The following is a 24,061-nucleotide window of genomic DNA, read 5'->3' as shown; positions in this document are numbered from 1 at the left end:
CCTTCACACATTCGTTTCAATGTCATGGGCAAATTGCCAATGTAGACTGATACACGCCTATTTCCGGTCATTGTTGGTCTTGGCAGAGTACTGAATAAGTGCTTTACCGACTTGCTAGCCGAGCCATCAGCCCCTGAATATATTGATCTACAGCAGATGGATTTACTTCCCGTCTCAATTTAAACTGGAAACTAAACGGCAATTCTTCAAAGCTCGCAAATGCCGATGTATTGGAGATATAAATCCCATTTCGCGTTGCGTATCCCATTTCCATGGATTTAATCGGTGTTTCGCAATGGCATCGCCAATCAGATTTAATCGTACGCCATGAGAAGCGCCTAAAACACTTTGGACAACTACTGATTAAGTTTCGGCGATGGAGCGGACATACGTCGCCCATCATATGCTCAAATACATCATAGTGGAAACCCGACTCACTCAGACACATCGTGCAAAAATGGACTGGAATATGACCACGTCTGATCCTAAATTTCCGATCCTGATGTCGACCTGCACGAGCCTCCAGGCGAGATCGAACCCACCAAATATTTTCCAGTGCCAAGCTACGGCCGAACACCGATTGGCTCACCTTTAGCGACTCATCGAATTCTCGTTCCAGTCCCAGTGATAATCTACATACCCACTTACAGACGTCTGCAGGTATGCTATGCCCGTTAGCCGCATAAAAGCGGTAAACATAACCTAATAGGCTTTCTCCGTGCTTCATCTCTGGGCGAATCGGATAGTCGTCAAAAGGAATCAACATCCTTCCCCCTTCCGAAATTTAGGCGGGGTGTTGAAGAGGGCCTTCTCAAATGGTGCGTTATCCAGACGATCAAACTCAGATGCTGAATTAAAAGCGTTTGGCTTTCCAACGCTCGCCAGCCCTATGTCTCCAACTTGATTTTCAAGCACAGGATGTGCGGGTAATTGTTCAACATACAGAGAAAGTGCGCTTGTCTTCAACACATCGGCGCGCCGATAAAGCTTTTGCCTGAGCTTGTCTGCAACGTTGTGGTCGACAGGGAATATTTCCGACGACTCCAACATATCGACCAGTCTTGCAGAACTGAGGCCAGACGCTTCGGACAGCTTGGATAACATGACGTAGTCCTGCCTGAACTGGCTAATATGGTCTGGACATATCCGCTTGGCGTTTCGTGAGTCGAGCTGGTAGTTCAGATAACCTCGATTGACCAACTGATAGGCAAACTCTTCGTTAATCCCCAGGACCTTCGCGGCGTTTGTTACTGTCAACGCCTCTACCTGAGGCCGCAACTGCTTTAACCATCGGCAAATCTCCGCTTTATCCAGCCATAGATTGCGGAATTGCCGTGGTCGGTCATCGGGTTTCCTGACGATGAGTTGTCCCGATACAATGGCTTTAAACAGTTGCAAGAACGGCATCTCGATGCTGCCTCGAATTCGATTTTGCAGGGTAGCTGCCAAGAGAACACAATCGTCAGTGAGCGGTGCCGCACCTCGATTGATCATATCGATAAGGGTTGCCAACTCCAGCCTGGAATATTGCCAGGTTGAACAATAGCCCTCGCGAGGTGGGATTTCGAATTTAAAGCATCCACTGTTTTGCAACTGGGCAAACTGTGCTTTCGTGGCCCCCAGAATCTCAGCTGCATCCTGTGCCGAAATCAAGCTTTTCAAATGCGGCAAAATCTTTTCCAAATCCGGTCGATAAATCGAGCATTGGGTGTAATTTGCTGAGGTAGTTTGATGATGAGCAGCAACGTGTTTGTCAGTAATCGCTCGACTCAACACCGAAGCGGCTAGATTGTATTGCTTGCAGGCCCTGTTAAACGAAACCCAAGGCTGAACTCTCTTGGCATCTTTACTGAACAGGGTGTGTTTTTGGGTAATATCCCGTATCAAATTCAATGTGACATATTCTTCGACCACGGCTTTTAGCGGCTCAAACAAAGACTCGGGAAATTCTTTGAAAAACTGCCGGTAAAAATATACCAGTCGTTTCTGTTGGATGCCGATCTGGCTGGCACGACTAAAATGAATGGCTTGCAAATAGCGCCAAAATCCCCCGTCGTCGGAAAATAGGGCGTCAGCACATTGCGTAGCGATTACCTGAAAGTCACTAACGTGCTGAAACTGCCGCCTGCCGGGTTTGGCTAACTCATCACCGATCGCCAACCACTTCATCAAGAACGCCAGCAAGTCAACGCCCTGACGCAGTGTTGGCAGCTGTTTGGCCTCGAACCAGTGATTGCCGGCCTCCAGAGCTCCATTCTCCAAAAATTGCTGCATTTGAACCACCGACGACGGCGCAATAATGGCTTGCGCACTGGATAATTGCGCCAAACAGCCACAGTCCTTATCTGGCGCTTTGATAAAGCTTTGTTCCTGATAGCAAACCGGACAGACATCGTGCAACCAAACTCGGTGGTGAATACAGGCGGATGCCAATTTAAGTTGCCAGCCAATTCGCCAATAGTGACCCTCCTGAAGACAAAGCGGGCAATAACGCAGTCGTGTGGCATTCAGATGAATAGTGGGTAGGGCGCAGATCTGATCAAGGCCATGATCAACGTTTTGAAAACCTGTCCAATCCGCCTTTAGGAAGGTTTGATATAACTTTGCATAATCGACGGTTTCAACCCCTTTACCTTCCAACAACCACCGGTAAGACGGATAAGTATTCTTGGCGGCCAAACGCATGAGGTAGCCTATCGGATTTTCATCGGGGTAGCCAATGGTGCGAATCGGTGGACAAATCAAAGTAAGCGGCGTGCCAGTCATAGTAGTTCCCCTTTTTTTGCCTTTGCCAATTCCACGGCCGGGGCTTTGTAGAACACCATGCCACGCTGATCTAAGCGTTGACCGAAAAAATCAGCATGAAAGGGATTCAACTTGCCTACGCCTTCAACCCAGATCGATTCGCTAAACGCCGCTTGCAAACAATTGCGGTCAATGCCCGGCAGCTCAAGGTTCACTGCAATCTGATAAGCGCCTAGCATCAGCTTGATCATATAGTCCATGATGCCATTGGTCGCAAAATGCAATTGCCGCGCAATGCCGTCCAGCTGCAAGTCCAGCGGGCTCGGTAGGCCGAGGGTGGCGTCGATTTTTTTGATGACACCCAGAAAGTGACTACGGCTGGTAGTGCATTCAAGATCGAAAGGCTTCAGGTCGATTCGACGACTAAAACGGCGGCGAAGCTGCTCGTTGGAGTCCAGAATAATTTGAGTGCGCTCCAAGCCCATGATCACCGTAGAAATCTGAGCTTTATCGATCAAGGTCTTGAGCCAGTCGGCCACTTCGGCCGGCGCTCGCTTGTGGCCTCGGTCGATGAAATGCTGCATCTCGTCGAACACGATCAGTTTGACGTCACAAACCTTGATCAGATGCAGAATGCGAGTGGTTTTATCGATCGCCGATCCACGATTAAACAGCGGATCACCCAAATGGACCAAGATTTCCTCGGCAAGATTTTTGATAGTAGGCAATGCCGGAATATCAATGGCCAGTACCGGAATAGTAAGGCGGTCTCCCCGATCAACCGCTGGAAATTCTTTGACCAGCATATCCTTCAAGGTGGTTTTACCGGTCCCCGCTGGACCGACCAGCCAGTAGTTCTTGGATAGCCCGGTTTGCTGGTTAAATAGATAGGCATTCCTAAGCGCCTGATAGGCTTGGTTAAAACCCGGATGTTTAATGATCAGGCGTGATAAGTTGGCCCAGGTCTGGTTCAATTCATGCTGTTCAATCATGATCAGCCCCCTTACTATCCACGTCAAAATCCGGGATGTCGATCACTTGATAGTTTTCGTCGGAGGGTTGATTGATTTTTTCCGGCAATGTGTTGGATGAGAATGGCGTTTGTTGCAGGGCCTTGGTATCGTAGCGAGCCGCTTTTTTACGCTGGCTGAGTTTTTTGCTGGTGTTAGCCATCGCGATGAGCTGACGCAACTTTTCCTTACCGCGCTGGTAAAGGCTCACATCGACACGCTCAGCACTAGTTTGGTTAGCGTGCTGACGAATCAATAGATGTTGCGCCAGGGTGAGATTATCGGCGTACTCCGTGTAGGTACAGGGCACGGTGAAATAATCGCCCTGGTGCTCATCAAATACCCAAATGGCACCCAAATCTTCAGGGTTGATGCGGATGGTGACCGATCCAACACCGCGCTTGCGCAACACCGCCAGTTCCGCCGAGTTATACATCAGACCTTTGAATTGCACGCCCTCATGATTCAGCTTCCGGGTTTTCTGAACCGCCAAAATCAAATCCAACTTTTCCTTACTTTCCGGCAGTATGGGCTCGATGATTTTCAGGCCGTCTTGCCAAGCCAGCGCCGGGCTAATACCCAGGCTTCTGTGGGTGGCTTGGCAATAGACATCAATGATCCAGACATGGAGCAGCTTTTTAAACTCGGCCAGGGTCATGTTCGCTGAATTTTCGGAGTCATAATCTCCGCGCTCGGTAATATTAGAGAACGTGGTTCCGGCAATTTTGTGGCTCAGTTGCCGGTTAAACGTCCCTAAGAATCGCTCAATAGCGCCTTTGTAATGCGGCTGTTTTTTCGGGCAGTAGATGATTTCGATATTCAACTCAGCGCACATCCGTTTCAATTGCTCCGAATGGAATTCCAGACCGTTATCGCAGACGAGTGTGACCATGATGCCGTATGCAAGCCATTGGCATTCGACGTCTGGATACTGCTGGGCCACATAGTTTTTGGGCAGAATGGCATGCCGCAGCGCACGCATGACAGCTAACTCTGACGGTGGCTCAAATCCGATTTCAAACCCCAACGGTAAACGGGAAAAACGATCGAGAATAAATGTCACTGTGGGTCGACCGATGGTTAATCCGGTCAGATCATCGACGATCAATAAATCCAATGGCGTATGGTCAACTTCCGCCCGCTCCAAGATATATTTGGGTTCCGGGCCTCGACCCGTTACGCGGAAATGCTTGTCGGCGGCTTGCTTGCCTTTTCGAGCCGCCATGACCAAGTATTCATCATAGGTGCCAATGTAGCGGTAGATGGTTGCTCGGCTGGGAATAGCGAGAGGGATATTTCGGTTGACGTTTAATGCCTTAATTTTAAGTGCCAATGCCTCATAGACATCATTAACACTATTACCTTCGGGTTTGAGATAGATTTCTTCGACGAGTTGTTGAACCAAATTCTCCAGATCCTTGATGATTCTGCGTTTATTCTTTGGTCCCTTCTCATAACTCACTAAAGCGGTAATTGAGCGATCTGCTTTTATCCAGCGTTTCCGCCAGCGATATAGACTGATTGTTGAAGGAGGAGCACAGTCACCAATCTCATCCGATACTAACTTTATGACTCTGGATAATCCGGAACATGTGATTGCTTCACCCAATAATTCATCGGCTTTTTTCAAGTATTTCAGCCGATAATAGACTTGTTGCTGTATCGACTCAGGATAAGAAGATAAGTCCGGCTCAATCCGCTGCTTACTTTCCAGTGTCGTTGTTATGATCTGCTGACCGCCTAATATCAGTTCTCCAGAACTGATAAAACCTAGCAGCGTGGTTTTGGTATAACTGACTAATGACAAATCACTTTTCCGCTCTAGCTGGCATTGACCATCCTCAAGCATGCGGATTAGACGGTACGGCACATTGTTTAAAATCAGGTCCTGTCCGGTATGTAAAGAAGCAAGTTTCATGATGATCTCCAATAGTTGAGGTAAAAAGTGGGCTGGTGTTGTCGAGCGGTTGGTCAAAGTCAAAGCCGATATGCAATTGCGCAATAAGGGCAAAGGCCGTAGACCGGAAACCCAAAAATCGACTTAAAGCCTCCAAGGTTGGATCAGTTGCCTGTTCCACCCAAGCCTTGGCTTGTTCGGAAATATGAGGGGGAATCTGGAAACGCAGATACGGTCTTAGAATTGAAAAATTCCGGATTCGATTAGGGAAATTTAGTTCTTCATCCGTCAGAACGATGAAGTGGTAACCCTCATCAGCCAGAAACCGGTGGGCTGCCTGTAGTCTCTCCAGCACCTTCGGTAAAAACAACTTGGCTAAAGGCTTCACTTCCACATAGCAAATCTCACCGTTACGCAACCTCAGCTCAAAATCCGGCGTATATCGGAACATTCCCTTTGATGCTGGTAGGTAGAAGGTTTGCGGCTGCTCTCTATATGCCTTGACCACTGGGGAAAATTCAAAGTGGTAACAAGCTTTTTGTTCATTCTGTGATTCCCAGGCAATCGAGCGATTTATTTTTGTCGAAGGAACTCCCCCCCGAACCTCGCCACGAGATCGCGTCACTGGCTCCCTTGCTCGCTCAGCTTTGGGCTGAGGCGTAATAATGAGACGCAAATCTGGCCTCCGACCAGCATTTTGGCGCGGGTCATCAAATTCAATAGACATAACGATTCCTTACCGCATTAGATGCGGCAAATCCTCACAACTTAAGCTGTGATGTTGAATACGCCTGTTTTTGGGCAAAAGAATGCCTATATCGAGTAGTAAAACTCGATAATCAACAGGAATTTAGAAGATGAAGGGGCTTGACGCTGATGGGAACTTTGATGATACTGAAGTCGCCAAACGTAGGTATCAATCAATGATTCTTACACCAGCGGGGCAAGCCGCAAGGTTTGTCCCGTTTTTACATGTGAACCTCCCGATTTTTTCGACGCCTTATTTTCTGAACCGGATATTCTGGTTGAGCCGCCAAGGTCTCTTTCAATAAGATGAATTCTCGGATCATCCGTACTTGAAATGGGGATAGGTCTAGCTGATGCTTCCTCAGATCGCTGAATAACCAATAAACGTCCAGCGGTACTTCTTTTTCGATAATAAACTTTCGATTAGAAGCATCAGCCGCTTCAACTAGCTGTGCGTGTTCATCCGCTGATAAATTAAGAACTTTCGCCAAACGATCGATAAACGCTTGGGGAGGAGGGCCTTTTCTCCCCGTTTCTAAAGACGATATGTAAGTTTGCTCATAGCCGATCAAGTCAGAGAGCTCTGACTGGCAGATGCCTCTGGAGGCTCTGATAGCTTGTAGCAGATGAGAAAATGGACTCACTTTTATAAAAAGGCATTAGAGAAATTAATACTGATAACGATGATACTCTAAGCTCAAAAAATATCAAATCATTGAAAATTAAGGAAAAAATAACGTACTTATCGTTGTAAGTGACTGTTTTTGGCAAAATATTCGCGATATCTAGCTTAATTTTTCACGGCAAAATGCCAAAAAAATTTAGCTAATAATATTGTCGGATGTAGCTGTAAGCCTTCTCAAACAGCTCCTCATCGGCATGCAGTTTGTATTTGAACAAGGATTTGCGTAGCGCCTTCTTGACCTCGCGCTCGCCGGCCAGGGTATTTTGCCAACCGGGGAAGCGTACAAGCCGGACGATTTCGTCGATGTCTGCCACCACGCGCTCGACAATGATCGGAGTATCGGCGGTTTTCACTTCGTTGAATAACTCGGTCAGTGCCGATTTGCCGCGATCTTCCTCTTCTTCCGGCGGTGTTTCCTTCTCGGCCTGTAAGACTTCCTTGGCGATTTGCAGCAGTTGCTTCAAAAACTCGACGCTGTTCAGTACGCCGTTTTCAAAACGGTCGCGCAAGGCATCCAGCCGTTCGGAGAGTTCCTTGAATTTTGGATTGCCAAGATGATTACGCAAGCGCCGCGCGACCTTGATTTCGATTTGCTTGACCTTTTTCGGGTCGGGATTGGACAACACCGCTTCCAGTAAATCGGCATCCAGCACCAAGGTATCCAGGTCGTCACGCACCGCATCGACATGCACGTTTTGATGGATCAGTTCGATGGTTTTGGCACCGAGCGAATGCCAAATCAGTTTGCCGTGACCGCTGGATGGTTGCACCGACTGGTACACCTGCGACAGCCACTTGTAGTCCTTCTCGTATTGCCCAAGGAAGGTATCGGGCGATATGGCTTCCCAGAGTTTGCCGAGCAAACTGTATTCGGCGCCGAAATTGTCGCGGACTTCGTTGTTGGGCAGACATTGCTGAGCGGCGATCAAACCCTCGTAACCTTCGATTGTACGATCGACACCGGCAAAAAACGCCAGGCATTTCTGCATCGCTTCCGGAAACTTGTCTTTCAGTTCCTGGATATTCGACACCACGGCCAGCATGCTTTTATCGTCAAACTCCAGCGCCTTGGCCACGTCGTCGAAAATGCCCAAGTAATCGACGATCAATCCGTGGGTTTTCAATTCGGAAAAGGTCCGGTTCACCCGGCAGATGGCTTGCAGCAAGGTATGGTCGCGTAGCGGTTTATCCAGATACATGACCTGCAAAATTGGCGCATCGAAGCCGGTGAGCAGTTTGGCGGTGACGATCAACAGTTTCAGCGGATCGTTGGGATCGCGAAACCGATCCAGCAAGCGTTCTTCTTCATCCTTGCTGCGGGCAAATGGCTTGTATTCCGTCTCGTTGCCGTTGACCGTCATCACCACTTCCGATGCTTCGGTCGGCAGCAACTTGTCCAGCGCCTGTTTGTAGAGCAGACAGGATTCGCGGTCGAATGCCACGATCTGACCTTTGAAGCCATTGGGCTCGACTTTGTTCTGGAAATGCTGAACGATGTCTTCCGTCACCCGACGAATACGTTCCGGCGTTTTCACCAGCACTGCCATTTTGGCAGCAGTTTTGCCAAGGTTGTCGCGATCCAGGTCGGACAGCGCTCCGGTCATTTCCTTGAAAGCGGCGTCGATGGCGGGTTTGTCGATATGTAATTCCAGCAGACGCGGCTCGAAGTGCAGCTTCAATGTGGCGCCGTCGCGGATGGATTCTTCAAAACCGTAGCGGCTCAGATAACCCTTGTCATCTTCCTCGGCACCAAAGGCATAAAAGGTATTACGGTCGAAACGGTTGATCGGCGTGCCGGTCAGGCCAAACAAAAACGCATTAGGCAGCGCATCGCGCATTTTGCGGCCCAGGTCGCCTTCCTGGGTGCGGTGGGCTTCGTCGACCAGCGCGATGATGTTGCTGCGCGGGTTGAGTGTGCCCTCGGCTTCGCCGAACTTGAAGATGGTGGTGATGATGATCTTGCGGACATCCTGGGCCAGCAGTTGCTGCAGCTTGTCCCGCGTCTCCGCTTTTTCCAGATTGGGAATGTCGGCGCCGGTAAAGGTGCCGGTGATTTGGGTATCCAGGTCGATGCGGTCCACCACAATCAACACGGTCGGGTTTTTTAGATGCGGATGCAGGCGCAGCTTTTGCGCGGCAAACACCATCAGCAGCGATTTGCCGGACCCTTGAAAATGCCAGATCAGACCCTTTTTCGGATAGCCGGCCAGCACTCGCTCGACAATCTTGTTGGTCGCTTCGTATTGCTGGTAACGGCAGATGATCTTGATACGGCGTTTCTTCTTGTCGGTGGCGAACAAGGTAAAGCTGGCGAGAATGTCCAGCACCACATGCGGCCGCAGCATGCTTTCAGCGGCCAGCTGCAAAGTCTTCAGCGGATGGTGGCGGGCATCGCCGTTATCCTCATCCAGATTCCACGGCCCCCAGTCTTTGATCGGTAGACCGAGCGAACCGTAGTGATAGGCCTTGCCCTCGGTAGCGACTGAAAACACGTTGCAAGTAAACAATTCCGGCACGAATTTTTCGTAATCGTCATGCACCTGCACGGCGCCATCGACCCAACTGATAGCCGAGCGAGTCGGGGTTTTGGCTTCGATTAACACCAGCGGCAACCCATTGACCAGCAACATCAGATCGGCACGGCGTTCGGCGCTGCCGGCGCGGTAGGTAAATTGCTGGGTGGCGACGTACTGGTTTTGGTCGAGATCGTCGAAATCGATCAGCCGCACCGGCACATGCTGGTTGTTGTCGCCGAACGGCATGGAACGCTCACCGCGCAGCCAGGCGGTCATTTCCTCGTTGGCGCGAATCAATCCGTCGGAACGTACCGAAAGAATGATCGCGCGCAGTTTGTACAGAACTTCGTCGGCGCGATCGGGTTGGGCGGCAATTTCCGGATTGAGGCGGATCAGTGCTTCGCGCAGCCAAGGCTCGACCAGCACTTCCTGGGGTTGACGGGGAATGTCGGCGCTGGCGATGCGTTGCCAGCCTAGGCCTTTCGAGGAGCGGCCATAGGCGGTTTGCGGCTCTTTAGCGACGTTGGTTGGAACGGGTTTGATCGAGCCTGACAGCAAATCGTAGAGGTAGGCCTCGACGGTGTTTGATTCGGTAAAAATAGAACTCATAGGTGCTCTCCATTTCCAAACATTACAGTACGCCGCAAGGTGCGTAGCGTCTGTAATCGTTCATTAATGCTATCGCGCCCCTGCTGCATTGTTTTGGATACAATCTCTATCTGATGCTGTACTTCTAGTGGAGGAACTCTTACAGCCATCTTGATCAGCTCAGATCGCTTTATGTGAAGAAGCGATGTCTTAAATCCATGGGCGCGACGTTCAATCATAGGCGTAATGTGGTTTAGCACCTCAAACAACCATTGTTGGTTAAAACCAGATTTCGGAACAACTCGAAAAATATGCTGATTCAACACTGCATTCGTTCCTTGCCAAATGCGAGCACCAAACGACACACCTGGGACGCCAGCCCAAGCGAAAAGCAAGTCCCCGGCTGAGACATGAAATTTTTTGTCTACTTGGCCGTTGAAGTAATTGAATTGTTGTGAGCCGTTAAGATTCTGTATTCGGATAATTGGAAGTCCCTCTTCCTGCCAGTCTTGCGGTTTAAACCCATAGCCGTTGACGAGATCACAAACATCCCCAAGGCATTGACTACTCCACCCTATTTCAAGCTCCTTTCCTCCATCAGTGATCAAGTCGTCAAGCACTGCAAGCCTTGCAGTTTCATGCTTTTTGAGGGCTTCGATGTATGATTCGATAGTCTCATCGATCTCACGCATCAATACCAAGATTCGTCGCTGCTCACTTATAGGCGGCAACGCAAACTCAAAATCCGCCAAACTCGACCAGTTAGTTCGCGGGCTCAAACTACCTGCCGAGGTGCCGACCGCATGCTCGAAAAACGCATCAGTCTGACAAATAAACGGCAACAGGTCTGGTAACAGCACATTGGCATCCCGGCTTTCCAGCACATAGATGTCGCCGGAGCAAACCCCGGAGAAATCCGCTACCGCCACCTTGCGTTGATAGGCCCGGCGCTTGCCAAACAACACCTGTCCCGGCTTGAACACGCTGGTAAAAGTCGTACCCTCCGCCACATTACCCCAGCTACGAATCCGCAAATCGCCCGGCTCCAAATGCTCCAGCCCGACATACCGCTCGACACCTTCCGCCAGCGGATCGGCGCAACGCGCCTTGGACAACCGCACCACCTCGCCAAACTTCACCTTGCGCCAACCCGGTTTCAACACGCTTTTATCCATTGTCATCGTCCTGATCGTCTTCATCCGGCAATCCCAAACCGCGCAGCCAGCCGGCAAAATCGGCCAACGCATCGGCGCCAAACGGCGGCATAGTCCACCAGCCCAGGGTCAGAGTTGAATATTCGCCATGTAGGGTCAGTTCCTCATATTCGCCGTCACACACTAACGGACTGATCGGGAATGCTGGGATGGTGGCGTTGCGGAGCCGTTCGAGTTGTTGGACAACCGCTTCCGGGGCTACGCTGGTTCGCGATTGCTTACGTTTACGTCCAAGTTGTTCGGTGGTTTCTATCCAGCAGTTATCGCCTTGTTGCACCAAGGTCAATTTATGCGTTGCTGCGGGTTGGAAGTACCCGCTCGGCGTAATCCTCAGGCAAGCCAATTCACGACGATCATTCGCCCGGTTCATTTTCTTCCTTGTCTTGTGCCGACGCGACGTAAGCCTGATGTGGATGATTAGGGGATTCCGGATAAAGCAGAGTCAATTGCCCGCTTTGCACCATGTCCGTCAAATGTTTATTGCGCAGGTATTTGAGATCTTTATCCAGTAAGGTGGCAAGCTCTTCGCCACGAAGTGCTTGCCACCTACAAAGTTCACAAATCAGCGCGCGCAGTGCTTCAGCACTCAATCGCTGGCCGGGTTGAGGCAGACAGGTTGCAAGCTCAGGTGGTAAGTCAGCACGGTTGAGCTTACCACCTTCGACATTGAGCTTACCACCTTTAACCAGCACTGGTTCATTCTCGAAGGGTAAGCGCGTCTGTTCAGGATGAAGATCAGGCTCGACAACTGGCGACTGCAGCGTGTAATAGGTGCGACTACCACTACCTTGTTTGACTAATAGGCCTCGGTCCCGCAAACGGCGCAATACTTGGCTGGCCGTTAAAGTATCTAGACCGGAAAAATCCCGGCAGGCGGTATTATCGACCGCACCCGTTTCGCGAGCGTAGATCAGAACCTTGGCTTCTTCTGCATTAAGCGTATCTCCAGCTAGGGACTTGAGCCAGCGGTAATCGTCTTCGGTTAACAGGTGGTGCAGAAATAGCGTGGCTTTGAATTCATTTTTCTGCCGGTCCGAGTTGAATTCCGGCAAGGGCAAACCCGCATCGGCGGACAGGCGGCGCATGGTACGGATACCGGAGCCTTTGGTTTCTGCCCAGTGCAAGTCATGCAATACGGCAGCAATCGCCGGATTACGTAGTCTTGAGCCAGGCTTACCCAAGTCGGCCATATCTTTGAGCGAGAAGCCGGGATTGATGACTTCGATGCGATTGCTGTAACGAATGATCTGTACCGGGCTGTGAATCTGATAACTCCGGTGCATGGCGGCATTGGCCAACGCTTCGCGGATGACTTTGCGCGGTAATAACGGCTCCTGGCGGCTTTGCATTTCGCCGTCATCCAATCTAAAGCCTTTGGGCAGCTCGTCTAGGATGGTGTTCTGCATTTGCCGCAGGGCCAACATCAAGGGTTTGCGCAAATCCAGCGTGGTGACAAAGCGATCATCCGGGTCTTCGACCCATTGCATGCCGGGAACACGAATGTAATCAATTCGCAGGGCAGGCATTAGCCGTCGCAATGCCAGCGATTTACCAAACAACACGATGCCGGCCAAGGTAGGACACAATTCCCCGTCCGCACGTTTCAACGCGCAAATCGCTTCCAGCAAATCGTCATCACCGTAAGCAAGTTCTTCCGCTTCCGGGTTTGCCTCCGCTCGCAGACGGCGGTATTCGGCAACCGCTAAGGGATCGATGTCGTCACGATTGGCTTCGCGGATAACGACCATATCGGGGCCTGTTTGTGGTTGCGGATCGCCGCGCAGTACCCAAAGGTCTTCATCAACACAATGCTGATCGGTGGAACCAATACGCCGGTAGGCACCACGAGGCAGGCCGGTGGCTTTAATGTAAATAGGCTTTTGACTGACATCGGACTCCGGTACATAAACAACCAGTACCAATTTGCCATCCACTGTTTCGATCTGCATTTCCGGGCGAACCACGACGTTAAGCATGTTAGCGCATTGGGTCGCTAAATCCTTTTGTACTTTGTCCAAGTCCGATAAGCCTTCTGCCCAGTAAACGACATCGCCTTTGTCGTTGGTTTTCCAGTTGGCTCCGAGTAATAAATAACCACCGTCCAGGCCGGGTTCGTTGGCAAAGGCGATGACGGTTTGCATCACCGATTTACCTAACTCGCTGGCCCGCTTAGCTTCTATGCGCGACGACTCATCAACGGCGTTAAGTTCTTCGAACAGTTCGATGGCGCTACGCATCGGACTCGGTCTCCGAAACCAGTTGATCGAGAGTTTCTACCAGATTATCCATTTGCTGCCAAAAAGCTCGGCCGTTGGTTTGCCAGTTTTCCCAGGCTTCTTTCAGGCTGGAAGGTTGCTCGTTATTATCGGCGCTTTTGGTATTACTGGTCTGACGTTTGACGTAAAGCGGGATCGAAAGATTACAGTCCTGGGCTTGTAACTCGCCCAGAGTAACCACTTTGGCGAAACCGGGTTGGTCGGCAAAGGTTTGGAAAGCGTCGAGGATGCGCTGTTGGTGTTCGGGTTTCAGGAAGCTTTGCGCGCGTTCCCGCGTGACTTCATTAAGCGCGTCGATAAACAGCACCTGGTGTTTGCGGGCTGTGGATTTGTTGCGGTTACAGACCACGATGCAAGATTCCATCGGCGAGTTGTAGAACAGGTTTGGCCCCAGACCTATAACCGCCTCGACCCAGTCCTGCTCAACCATCTTGGTTCGCATGGTTTGTTCCTCGTTGCGGAACAACACGCCGTGCGGCCAGAGGATGGCGCAACGACCCTTATTACTGAGGCTGGCGAGAATATGTTGCTGGAAGGCATAGTCGGCGCGACCTTGCGGCGGCGTGCCGAGAAAGTTACGCCCCCATTTGTCCTGCTCGAAGGCCGTGCGATCCCATTGTTTGATGGAATACGGCGGATTGGCAAGGATCACATCGAACTGGCGCAAGCGATCACCTTCGATGTGTTTGGGATCGGCCAGCGTGTCGCCGCGAATGATTTGAAAGTCCTCGACACCATGCAGGAACAGATTCATCCGGGCGATACCGGAGGTGATCAGATTGCGTTCCTGCCCATAAAGTTTGAGGGTGCGATATTCGCCGCCGCTACGTTTGACCTCGGTCAAGGCCGAAATCAGCATGCCACCGGTGCCGCAAGTAGGATCGTAGATCGACTCGCCGGCCTGCGGTGCCAGCAATTGCGTCATCAGATGCACGACGGTACGGTTAGTGTAAAACTCGGCGGCGGTATGACCGGAATCATCGGCGAACTTTTTGATCAGAAACTCATAGGCGTTGCCCAGCTCGTCCTCGGGAACGTTGGCGACCGATAGGGTTTGGGTCGAGAAATGCTCGATCAGGTTTTTCAGTGTTTCGTCCGGCAGGCGCTCGCGATTGGTCCAGGGCGCATCACCGAAAATGCCGGTCAGCAAATCAGGATTGGCGGCTTCCAGTTGACGCAAGGCGGTTTGAATTACCATGCCGACATTTTTGGGCGTTTGCCGTACATCGTTCCAGTGAGCACCGTCGGGAATCTGGAAGCGGTGATTTTCGGCAAACTCGGCATAGGACAAATCACCATCCGAATCGGCTATAGCCAAGTAGTATTCTTCATCCCAGACATCTGAGATCCGTTTGAAAAACAGCAACGGGAAAATGAATTGCTTGTAATCGCCGGCGTCGATTAGGCCGCGCAACAGGACGGCGGCACCCCAGAGGTAGGATTCGAGTTCTTGTTGGCTGATGCGACTAATCAAGCTTCATCTCCCTGGCGTTTAATGCGCCATTGATAACCGCAAGCGGTGCATTCCCTCTCAGGACCTTCCAAATCGACACAACAACCACCAAGCACAACTTCACCACGACCCGCCATTTCAAAAGCCAGTTCGGTCGGCTCACCGTAAAGAATATCCACCCCGGCTTTCTGCCGGCAGTTTGGACAGATGTATTTTCTAGAACTCATTGTAACCAGCCGCCCTCACTCATGACGTTAGCCAGTCGTTCTTCGGCTTCTCGGCAACGGGCTAACGCATCTTTGAAAGCCGCGATGGCTTCTGGTAACGGTGGAATGTCTTCCGTGAGTGGTGGCAACACGTAACGCGAGATGTTGAGGGTCCAGTCTTCAGCTTTGATTTCGTCCAGACTGACAATACGGACGGCGTCCTGCACATCCTGGTAGTTCTGGAACCAACCCTGAATTTGCTGGGCATGTTCGGGTTCCAGATAGTTTTGAGCCCGACTGCGACGGAATAGCCGCGAGGCATCGGCAATCAGGACCTTGTGTTGACGCTCTGCCGGCTTCTTCTTACGAAGCACCAGAATACAGGCCGCCAAACCGGTGCCGTAAAACAGATTCGGCGCCAAGCCAATCACGGCTTCTATCAAATCCAATTCAAGCAGCTTTTGCCGGATTGAACCCTCCGCGCCTTTGCGAAACAGTGCGCCCTGCGGCAGAACCACAGCCATCCGACCGCTGACATCCGCCATAGACTTGACCATGTGCTGGACCCAGGCAAAGTCGCCAGAACTTGAGGGCGGCAAGCCAGCAAAGTTCCGACCGAAGGGATCGTTAAGCCAAAGCTCTTCGCCCCATTTTTCTAAAGAGAATGGCGGATTGGCGATCACGCAATCGAACGTCGCCAGCCGGTCGCCGTCGAAAAAAGCGGGACTGCGTAACGTGTCACCACGCACGATCTGAAAATCTTCAATACCGTGCAGAAACAGGTTCATGCGCGCGATGGACGAGGTAGTCAGATTCTTCTCCTGACCGAACAACTTACCCCATAAGCGTTTGACGTCACCGTGCATTTCGCTGACATGTTGCACGGCTGCGAGCAACATACCACCGGTGCCGCAAGCCGGGTCGTAAATGGTTTCGCCTTCTTTCGGATCAAGCATATCGATCATCAAACGCACGACACTGCGCGGGGTATAGAACTCACCGGCTTTCTTGTTGGTGGCGTCGGCGAATTTCTTGATCAGGTATTCGTAGGCATCGCCGACCACATCGGAGGTGGCACTGTGATTGCCCAAGGGGAGTTTGGAAAAGTGCTCGATCAAATCCTTGAGCAGCGCATCCGACAAGCGTTCTTTGTTGGTCCATTGGGCATCACCGAAAACGCCATACAAGGTATCGGGGTTGGCTTTTTCGATCTCACGCATCGCGCGCTGCAAGGCGGTGCCGACATTGCTGGCAACTGATCGGACATCGTTCCAATGACAATCATTGGGGATCTGGAAGCGGTGAGATTCCGGAAATAGCGCTAATTCCGCATCACCGGTTTCGGCCACGATGTCGGCATACTCTTCGTCCCACACATCACAAATGCGTTTGAAGAACAGTAGCGGGAAGATGTAGGTCTTGAAATCTGCCGCATCCACCGGGCCGCGCAAAATATTGGCGGATTCCCAGAGGTGGCTTTCAAGCTGGTTCAGAGTTGTAAGTTTTGCGTCCAAGCATTCATCCACACTGAATATAGTTATTGTTGACGGCTACTACTTTTTGTCCCGCTTCATTGATAGAACTGGATCAAAAGTGCATCGGCTATTCAAAAACTGTTTAGCCACGGGAGCAGTAATTTTTACTCTCCCGTTAGCTAATCACGATTAAATAAGAATATTTCTCAAATACATATCCCAATAGCCCATTTCATGATTTATGAGATTTCATTTCACAATTATGAGATTTTTTTCATCTATTTTGAGATCTGACACCGATACATCTCTACACATCCAAATTCGCCACATCCAGCGCGTTCTTGACGATGAAATCCCGCCGCGGTTCAACGACGTCGCCCATTAGCGTGGTGAAGATTTCGTCGGCGGCGATCACGTCGTTGATGGTGACTTGCAGCAGGCGGCGGCTGTTGCTGTCCAGCGTGGTTTCCCAGAGTTGCTCGGGGTTCATTTCGCCTAGACCTTTGTAGCGCTGGATGTGTTGGCCTTTTTTGACTTCCTTCATCATCCATTCGAAGGCTTCCTTGAAATTGGCGACGCTTTGCTCGCGCTCGCCCATCCGCATCACTGAATCCGGACCGAACAGGCTCAGGGTTTGCTCGGCGTAGCGGGCTATTTTTTGATAGTCCATGCCTGTAAAGAAGGTGGAGTGCAGCACGAAGCTTTTGGTGATGCCGTGCAGGCGCTTGTTGACGGTGATGTCGAAGTCGTCGGCACCGTGATATTTAACCTCGGTGCTGAATACGGCCTTGTGGTCGCCGCTGTTGAGCTTCTGCTCCAAATCGACAAACCAGGCGCTTAGTTTCGCTTCGTCGGCCTTGGCGGTGGCGTCCAGGGGCTGTAAATAGGTCATTTGTTCCAGGTACAGATCGTCGTAGCGTCTGGACAGGCGATTTATGACCGCCATGACCTCGGCGAATTCGGTTGCCAGCTTTTCCAGGCCCTGGCCCTGGATGATCGGCGTATCGGCGTCGGTTTGCAGTTGGGCCTTGTCCAGCGCCAATTGGATCAGGTATTGATTCAAGGCGCTGTCGTCCTTGACGTAATGTTCTTGTTTGCCTTTTTTGACTTTATACAGCGGCGGTTGGGCGATGTAGATATGGCCGCGTTCGACCAGCTCCGGCAATTGCCGATAGAAGAAGGTCAGCAGCAGGGTGCGGATGTGCGAGCCGTCGACGTCGGCGTCGGTCATGATGATGATGCGGTGGTAGCGCAGTTTGTCGACGTTGTATTCGTCCTTGCCGATGCCGCAGCCCAGCGCGGTAATCAAGGTGCCGACTTCTTCCGATGAAATCATTCTGTCGAAGCGGGCGCGTTCCACGTTCAGAATTTTACCTTTCAGCGGCAGGATGGCCTGGGTGCGGCGGTCGCGGCCTTGTTTGGCGGAACCGCCGGCCGAGTCCCCTTCCACGATGAACAGTTCGGACAAGGCCGGGTCTTTTTCCTGACAGTCGGCCAATTTACCGGGCAGGCCGGCGATATCCAGCGTGGTTTTGCGGCGAGTCATTTCGCGGGCCTTGCGGGCCGCTTCGCGGGCGCGGGCGGCGTCGATAATCTTGCCGGCGATTGCTTTAGCAACTTGAGGCTGCTCCAGCAGAAATTCCTGGAGTTTCTCGTTCATCGTCGATTCGACCAGCGGTTTGACTTCCGAGGACACCAGTTTGTCCTTGGTTTGCGACGAGAACTTGGGATCGGGGACTTTCACCGACAATACGGCGGTCAAACCTTCGCGAGCATCGTCGCCGGTGGTGGCGACCTTTTCCTTTTTAGCCAGACCGTTGCTTTCGATGTATTGGTTGATGGTGCGAGTCAGCGCGGCCCGGAAGCCGGCCAAGTGGGTACCGCCATCGCGTTGCGGAATATTGTTGGTGTAGCAGAACACATTTTCCTGATAGGAATCGTTCCATTGCATCGCAACTTCAACAGTGACGCCTTCTTTCTCGGCCTGGAAGTGAAACACTTTTTCGAACAGCGGGGTTTTGTTCTTGTTCAAGTGTTGAACAAAGGCGCTGATGCCGCCTTCGAATTCGAACACGTCTTCCTTGCCGCTGCGTTCGTCGCGTAGCGAGATTCTGACGCCGGAGTTGAGGAAGGATAATTCGCGCAGCCGTTTGGCGAGTATGTCGTAGTGGAATTCGATGTTGGTGAAGATGGTCGGGCTGGGCTTGAAGTTGATGTAGGTGCCGCTACCTTCGGCATCACCAACGATGGCCAGCGGTGCGACCGGTTCGCCGAGCACATATTTTTGCATGTGCAATTTACCGTTCTTGCGCACCTTCAATGTCAGCTCTTCGGATAACGCATTCACGACCGAAACCCCGACGCCGTGCAAGCCGCCTGACACCTTGTAGGCGTTGTCGTCGAATTTACCGCCGGCGTGCAAGACGGTCATGATGACTTCGGCGGCGGAACGGCCTTCTTCCTTGTGAATATCGACCGGGATACCGCGACCGTCGTCGTAGACCGATACCGAACCGTTTTCGTGTATCACCACATCGACACCTTTACAGTAGCCGGCCAAGGCTTCGTCAATGGAATTGTCGACTACTTCGAACACCATGTGATGCAAGCCGGAACCGTCGTCGGTATCGCCTATGTACATGCCGGGACGTTTTCTGACCGCATCCAGGCCTTTCAGTACTGTGATGTTCGAACTGTCGTATTGTTCACTCATGGTGTGTTCCGTAATGTAGGGTTTTGCCGCATTGACGCCAGAGGGGATCTATTCCTGCATCGTTGCTTCTGCTGGTGAGAGTTATAGTTATTGTGTTGTCTTGTTCGCGTTGCGATCACGGCGTTTGAATTCTTCCGTGTTCCACGTGAAACCTTTTATAAGTTTTGAGAGGCGCCAAATCGCCGAAGTCGGAAAAATCGGTACTGGTGATAAAGACTTGGCAGTTCAGTTCAGCCAGATATTTTAACAATTTTGCCTTGTTTTCTGTATCCAATTCCGCCGCCAAGTCGTCGATCAAAATGCAGCAGGCATTCGGGCTAATCCGGTTCAACAACGTTACTTGCGCCATCAGTAAAGCCAGTACATAGAGCTTTTGCTGTCCTCTGGATAGGAAGTCCTTGGCTGGGCGTTTGTCGCAATAACAAATGAAGTCTGCGCGATGCGGCCCGCTATGGGTAAATCCGTAACGCAGATCTCTATCCAAATCCTGTTTCAGGTAATGTTCCAATTCGTTTTCATCAGGCCATCCCGGATGAAAACGAACATCCGCTTGAACGTCCGTTAAAAATTGCCGTGCGGTTTCGTTAAACACCGGCAACAGTTCGTCAACATAGGCTTGTCGAAATTGGTTGATGACCTTGCCGTGCTCGGCCAACTCTCGGTCCCACGCCGGAATTTGCCTGAGTTGGCGAGACTTCAACAGACTATTACGTTGCTGCAGTGCCTTGGCGTATTTCCGCCAATGACCCAGAAACTGTTTGTGTTGATTAAAAATCCCCCAGTCCAAAAACTCGCGGCGAACTTGCGGACCGGCATCAAGCAGGCGGTAACTCTTTGGGTCGATCAACTGTACCGGCAGTGCATAGGCCAAATCCGACTTTTGCCGATTCTCGCCGTCGATGCGAATTTCGCATTGCTTGACGTCGATTTGAATCCCAATCCGACTTAGCGATTGGCCTTGCTGGCGATTTTGCGCGGACACCACCAGGTGGGTTTGGTCGAAGGCAATGGCTTGCTTGATATGCGTGGTGCGAAAGGACCGGGCGCGCCCAAGAATGAAAATGGCTTCCAGCAACGAACTTTTGCCGCTGGCATTGGCGCCGGTAATCAGGTTGATTGCCGGCGAAGGAGTAAGGCTGGCTTCACGGATGTTTCGAACCGAAAAAACATCCAGTGCGATCAAGGTCATTGTCCCGCTTACAGGCGCATCGGCATGACAATGAATTTAAATAAGGGTTGTTCGGGTTCTTCGATAAAACAACTGCTGGCATTGCCCGCTATCGTCAGCACCGCCAATTCGGAATCAAGATTCGAAACCGCATCCAGCATGTATTGCGAGTTGAAGGAAATACTCAGCGTCTGACCGTGATAATCGATGATCAGTTCTTCTTCCGCTTCGTCGTGTTCCGGGTTATGCGTGCTCAGTTTAAGAACGTCGCCGCCGATATCGAAGGTCACGCCTTTGTATTTTTCGTTGGACAAGATCGCCACCCGAGTCAGGGCGTCGCGCAACACCTGCTTTTGAATCAGCAACGGCGTCATGAAAGATTGGTTGAAGACTTTACTGAAGTCGGGAAACTTGGCATCTATCAGCTTTGAGGAGAATACCACATCTTTGAATTGGACCTTGATATGGTTGGCCGAGAACTGTACATCCAATTCCGCTTCGGGATCGTCCAGCAAACGGTTTAGCTCTTGAACCGCTTTGCGGGGAATGATGATGCGCGATTCGTAGCCGGTGGCGAAACCGATGTCGTCCTCGAAAATCGCCAAGCGATGGCCGTCGGACGCCACCAGTTTCATCTTCGAATTACTGACGTGAAGCAATAAACCGTTCAGGTAATACCTGACATCCTGGTTGGCCATGCAAAACAGGGTTTTATCCAGGCCCTTCTTAAATTTGCCGGCATTTAACGCAAACCGGTATTCGTATTCCGATTCGTTGAACTCCGGATAATGCTCCGCCGGCAAGGTGCTCAACGAAAATCGGCTACGGCCCGATGATAGTTTTACCTTGTCTTCGTGCAACTCGAACTTGAGCTCCGCACCGCCAGGCAACAACCGGCAAATATCTAAAAACTTGCGAGCCGGTACCGTGATGACGCCAGGGTTTTCTATCGATTCACAATAGACCTTGCTGACGATTTGGATTTCGGTATCGGTACCGGTCATCACCAGAGAACTTTCATCCGCCCACAACAGCACGTTGGAAAGAATAGGCATGGTCTGGCGCTTTTCTATAACACTGACGATTTGCTGCAACGATGGCAGAATCAGATCTCGGCTAATAACAAATTTCATAGATATCTATTTTTTATTTTTACTATTAACAAGTCGCAAAGCTGTGGAAAACCCGATTTACGTAATATAAAACAAACGATTGTCTTGTACGTAACAAGGCGGCGATCCCGGCCCATAGCCTGTTGACGATTTGTGGACAACGAGAGATGGCAACTTTATCCACAAGTTTCGTGCCAAGAGCGCCAGGTCCTAATGACAGGGTTTTCCACAATTGGTCGGCGTATTATCGTGGAAAAAGCTAGTGCGTGCTTGACGGTTTTCGTCACCCGCGCAAATCTCGAAAAACGAGTTCCACGGGCTTTGTCTGTCTGTTTACCGACTTTTCGTTTCGACCGTCTCGCGTCGAATTAATCAATAACAATGTAAAAGAAATATAGTTTATTACTGCTATTAGCAAGCCCTTTGGTTGTGGGTAAGCCCAATTTTAGAAGTGCTTTCATAGTCTTAGTGTCTGGCGAATCTTGTCTTTTCGGGTAGGTAACGCCTGTGCGGCAATTGTGGACAACTTCGAGTCTTGAAGTTATGCACAGCTGAACCACAATCTACTCGGTGGGATAAAGACAGGATAGTCAACAGCAGAAATGACGGTTTCTCGACGCGCGAATCGACGGTGTAGGCAATGAATTAGGCCTAAGATACCCGTTTGATTGGCGGCTGTTCGAGCGGGAAGGACTAATTTTTAGGGATTGGAGAAATAAGAAGTTTGCGACAAACATCGTTCGCGTTTCGGTCAAGCGGGTAATTCGAAAGATTGATGTCGGAATGACCGGTCTTTCCGCGCGAATGGGGATACGACCGAGTAACAGGAAGAGCGGTCGATGCCTGAACTTCGAGGTTTAGTGTTTGAGCCGGCGTGGTGGCTTTGGGCGGAAAGCGCCCGGAATTGGCGGCAGCGAGCGATATCGCCCGCTGCAAGGCTTAGTGCGACAGCGTGCGCAGCAGGTTTTTGTAATCTTCCGCCATTTTGACGTCTTCGTCCTTGAGTTCGGCGACCCGTTTGCAAGCATTGATGACGGTGGTGTGGTCGCGGCCGCCGAAAGCATCGCCGATTTCCGGGTAGCTGTGCGAAGTCAGTTCCCTGGCTAAAGTCATGGCGATTTGTCTAGGGCGGGTAATCGACTGCTTGCGGTTTTTCGACGATAAGTCGGCGACCCGGATTTTGAAGTATTCGGCGACGGTTTTTTGGATGTTGTCGATGCTGACCAGTTTATCCTGCAAGCTGATCAAATCGTGCAAGGCTTCCTTGGTAAATTCGACGGTGATGTCGCGGCCGGTGAATTGCGAATTCGCGACCACCCGGCGCAATGCGCCTTCTAAATCTCGAACATTGGACGGAATGCGCTTGGCGATGAAAAACGCCACGTCGTGGCTAAGATCCACGCCAACCTGTTGGGCTTTCTTGATTAAAATAGCGGTGCGCGTTTCCAAATCGGGCGGTTCTATCGCCACCGGCAAACCCCAACTGAAGCGGGACTTCAAACGGTCTTCCAGGCCCTCGATTTCTTTTGGGTACTTATCGCAAGTTAGTACCACCTGATGTTTTTGGTCGAGCAGATTATTAAAGGTGTGGAAAAACTCTTCCTGCGAACGTTCCTTGCCGGCCAGAAATTGAATATCGTCCATCAACAAAACATCGATGTTGCGATAGTAATCCTTGAAATGATTGATCTGGTTTTGTTGCAAGGCCTTGACCATATCCTGCACGAATTTTTCCGAGTGCAGGTAGACGATGTTGGCGTCCGGTTTTTTCTGCAGCACTGCATTGCCGATAGCGTGCATCAAATGGGTTTTGCCCAAGCCGGAACTGCCGTAAACAAAGAGCGGGTTGTATACCTTGCCGATGTTGTCGGAAACCGTGACCGACGCGGCGCGCGCCAATTGGTTGGATTTACCCTCGACGAAGCTTTCGAAGGTGAACGCCTTATTTAAAAAGTTGGGCTGGTTTTTTTTCTGAACCGGACTTTTGTTCAGCGTTTGCGTTTTGATCGCCGACGCTTTCTTGCTGCCGATTTCGAAATGCACCGCTAGCGTGGCGTTGGAAAATTCGTTGACCGCGTCTTCGATGCGGGTCAGAAAATGTTGCTTGATATGATCAATGATGAAGCGATTGGGCGCGAGCAGTTTTAACTGGCTGTCGGTTTCCACCGCTTGCAGTGGCCGGATCCACGTATTCAGGTCGGCGCCGGGAATTTCATGTTCCAGCTTGGCCAGGCAGTTGTTCCAAATCACACTCAT

17 protein-coding genes are annotated in these 24,061 nt (G+C 51.0%); all 17 read right to left on the bottom strand.

Annotation, left to right across the window (positions count from 1 at the left end; all coding sequences use genetic code 11):
* Positions 1-103 precede the first annotated feature (103 nt).
* The 17 genes from ACQE3D_RS00085 to dnaA all read right to left on the bottom strand — a co-directional run bounded on the left by ACQE3D_RS00085 (position 104) and on the right by dnaA (position 24,061).
* Positions 104-766: a TniQ family protein gene (locus ACQE3D_RS00085; RefSeq protein WP_409521107.1), complete on the bottom strand. Its 663-nt coding sequence runs from the start codon at positions 764-766 to the stop codon at positions 104-106.
* Positions 760-2,766, bottom strand: coding sequence for a TniQ family protein (locus ACQE3D_RS00080; protein ID WP_313729479.1), 2,007 nt, complete (start codon positions 2,764-2,766; stop codon positions 760-762). The genes ACQE3D_RS00085 and ACQE3D_RS00080 overlap by 7 nt, the downstream gene beginning before the upstream one ends.
* The gene (locus ACQE3D_RS00075) at positions 2,763-3,737 is read right to left on the bottom strand and encodes a TniB family NTP-binding protein (RefSeq protein WP_427551351.1); all 975 of its coding nucleotides are present in this window, start codon (positions 3,735-3,737) and stop codon (positions 2,763-2,765) included. Before ACQE3D_RS00075 ends, ACQE3D_RS00080 begins: the two co-directional genes overlap by 4 nt.
* Positions 3,730-5,673 (bottom strand): Mu transposase C-terminal domain-containing protein, encoded by a 1,944-nt coding sequence (locus tag ACQE3D_RS00070; protein WP_313729481.1) that lies wholly within the window; start codon positions 5,671-5,673, stop codon positions 3,730-3,732. Before ACQE3D_RS00070 ends, ACQE3D_RS00075 begins: the two co-directional genes overlap by 8 nt.
* Positions 5,597-6,379: a TnsA endonuclease N-terminal domain-containing protein gene (locus tag ACQE3D_RS00065; RefSeq protein ID WP_313729482.1), complete on the bottom strand. Its 783-nt coding sequence runs from the start codon at positions 6,377-6,379 to the stop codon at positions 5,597-5,599. The genes ACQE3D_RS00070 and ACQE3D_RS00065 overlap by 77 nt, the downstream gene beginning before the upstream one ends.
* Before the next feature lie 241 nt (positions 6,380-6,620).
* Complete coding sequence (locus ACQE3D_RS00060; RefSeq protein ID WP_313729483.1) at positions 6,621-7,043, bottom strand: helix-turn-helix domain-containing protein; 423 nt, start codon at positions 7,041-7,043, stop codon at positions 6,621-6,623.
* 181 nt (positions 7,044-7,224) lie between these two features.
* Entirely contained in the window at positions 7,225-10,209 is a 2,985-nt protein-coding gene (locus ACQE3D_RS00055; RefSeq protein WP_313729484.1) for a type I restriction endonuclease subunit R, read from the bottom strand.
* On the bottom strand, positions 10,206-11,363 hold the full coding sequence (locus ACQE3D_RS00050; RefSeq protein WP_313729485.1) for a restriction endonuclease subunit S: 1,158 nt from the start codon (positions 11,361-11,363) through the stop codon (positions 10,206-10,208). The genes ACQE3D_RS00055 and ACQE3D_RS00050 overlap by 4 nt, the downstream gene beginning before the upstream one ends.
* Entirely contained in the window at positions 11,356-11,772 is a 417-nt protein-coding gene (locus ACQE3D_RS00045; RefSeq protein ID WP_313729486.1) for a hypothetical protein, read from the bottom strand. Before ACQE3D_RS00045 ends, ACQE3D_RS00050 begins: the two co-directional genes overlap by 8 nt.
* On the bottom strand, positions 11,756-13,639 hold the full coding sequence (locus ACQE3D_RS00040) for an ATP-binding protein (protein WP_313729487.1): 1,884 nt from the start codon (positions 13,637-13,639) through the stop codon (positions 11,756-11,758). Before ACQE3D_RS00040 ends, ACQE3D_RS00045 begins: the two co-directional genes overlap by 17 nt.
* Positions 13,632-15,152 (bottom strand): type I restriction-modification system subunit M, encoded by a 1,521-nt coding sequence (locus ACQE3D_RS00035; RefSeq protein ID WP_313729488.1) that lies wholly within the window; start codon positions 15,150-15,152, stop codon positions 13,632-13,634. Before ACQE3D_RS00035 ends, ACQE3D_RS00040 begins: the two co-directional genes overlap by 8 nt.
* Complete coding sequence (locus tag ACQE3D_RS00030; RefSeq protein WP_313729489.1) at positions 15,149-15,358, bottom strand: hypothetical protein; 210 nt, start codon at positions 15,356-15,358, stop codon at positions 15,149-15,151. The genes ACQE3D_RS00035 and ACQE3D_RS00030 overlap by 4 nt, the downstream gene beginning before the upstream one ends.
* Positions 15,355-16,851, bottom strand: a complete 1,497-nt coding sequence (locus tag ACQE3D_RS00025; RefSeq protein ID WP_313729490.1) for a type I restriction-modification system subunit M — start codon at positions 16,849-16,851, stop codon at positions 15,355-15,357. Before ACQE3D_RS00025 ends, ACQE3D_RS00030 begins: the two co-directional genes overlap by 4 nt.
* Before the next feature lie 268 nt (positions 16,852-17,119).
* Positions 17,120-19,525: a DNA topoisomerase (ATP-hydrolyzing) subunit B gene (gene gyrB / locus ACQE3D_RS00020; protein ID WP_313730904.1), complete on the bottom strand. Its 2,406-nt coding sequence runs from the start codon at positions 19,523-19,525 to the stop codon at positions 17,120-17,122.
* Positions 19,526-19,640: 115 nt separating this feature from the next.
* A complete protein-coding gene (gene recF, locus ACQE3D_RS00015; RefSeq protein ID WP_313730905.1) occupies positions 19,641-20,714 on the bottom strand; it encodes a DNA replication/repair protein RecF in 1,074 nt (357 codons plus the stop codon).
* A gap of 8 nt (positions 20,715-20,722) precedes the next feature.
* Complete coding sequence (gene dnaN, locus ACQE3D_RS00010) at positions 20,723-21,826, bottom strand: DNA polymerase III subunit beta (RefSeq protein WP_313730906.1); 1,104 nt, start codon at positions 21,824-21,826, stop codon at positions 20,723-20,725.
* Between the two features lie 918 nt (positions 21,827-22,744).
* A complete protein-coding gene (gene dnaA, locus ACQE3D_RS00005) occupies positions 22,745-24,061 on the bottom strand; it encodes a chromosomal replication initiator protein DnaA (protein WP_168033534.1) in 1,317 nt (438 codons plus the stop codon).

The sequence above is a fragment of the Methylomonas sp. MS20 genome, assembly GCF_050275925.1.
GTDB lineage: Bacteria > Pseudomonadota > Gammaproteobacteria > Methylococcales > Methylomonadaceae > Methylomonas > Methylomonas koyamae_A.
This window is presented reverse-complemented; position numbering and strand designations above follow the sequence as displayed.

What these genes read in the sequence shown, in the direction of transcription:
- ACQE3D_RS00045 (WP_313729486.1), bottom strand. Translation starts at nt 11,772, where the DNA reads ATGAACCGGGCGAATGATCGTCGTGAATTGGCTTGCCTGAGGATTACG.
- gyrB (WP_313730904.1), bottom strand. Translation starts at nt 19,525, where the DNA reads ATGAGTGAACAATACGACAGTTCGAACATCACAGTACTGAAAGGCCTG.
- ACQE3D_RS00030 (WP_313729489.1), bottom strand. Translation starts at nt 15,358, where the DNA reads ATGAGTTCTAGAAAATACATCTGTCCAAACTGCCGGCAGAAAGCCGGG.
- dnaA (WP_168033534.1), bottom strand. Translation starts at nt 24,061, where the DNA reads ATGAGTGTGATTTGGAACAACTGCCTGGCCAAGCTGGAACATGAAATT.
- ACQE3D_RS00070 (WP_313729481.1), bottom strand. Translation starts at nt 5,673, where the DNA reads ATGAAACTTGCTTCTTTACATACCGGACAGGACCTGATTTTAAACAAT.
- ACQE3D_RS00080 (WP_313729479.1), bottom strand. Translation starts at nt 2,766, where the DNA reads ATGACTGGCACGCCGCTTACTTTGATTTGTCCACCGATTCGCACCATT.
- dnaN (WP_313730906.1), bottom strand. Translation starts at nt 21,826, where the DNA reads ATGAAATTTGTTATTAGCCGAGATCTGATTCTGCCATCGTTGCAGCAA.
- ACQE3D_RS00055 (WP_313729484.1), bottom strand. Translation starts at nt 10,209, where the DNA reads ATGAGTTCTATTTTTACCGAATCAAACACCGTCGAGGCCTACCTCTAC.
- recF (WP_313730905.1), bottom strand. Translation starts at nt 20,714, where the DNA reads ATGACCTTGATCGCACTGGATGTTTTTTCGGTTCGAAACATCCGTGAA.
- ACQE3D_RS00065 (WP_313729482.1), bottom strand. Translation starts at nt 6,379, where the DNA reads ATGTCTATTGAATTTGATGACCCGCGCCAAAATGCTGGTCGGAGGCCA.
- ACQE3D_RS00075 (WP_427551351.1), bottom strand. Translation starts at nt 3,737, where the DNA reads ATGATTGAACAGCATGAATTGAACCAGACCTGGGCCAACTTATCACGC.
- ACQE3D_RS00040 (WP_313729487.1), bottom strand. Translation starts at nt 13,639, where the DNA reads ATGCGTAGCGCCATCGAACTGTTCGAAGAACTTAACGCCGTTGATGAG.
- ACQE3D_RS00085 (WP_409521107.1), bottom strand. Translation starts at nt 766, where the DNA reads ATGTTGATTCCTTTTGACGACTATCCGATTCGCCCAGAGATGAAGCAC.
- ACQE3D_RS00050 (WP_313729485.1), bottom strand. Translation starts at nt 11,363, where the DNA reads ATGGATAAAAGCGTGTTGAAACCGGGTTGGCGCAAGGTGAAGTTTGGC.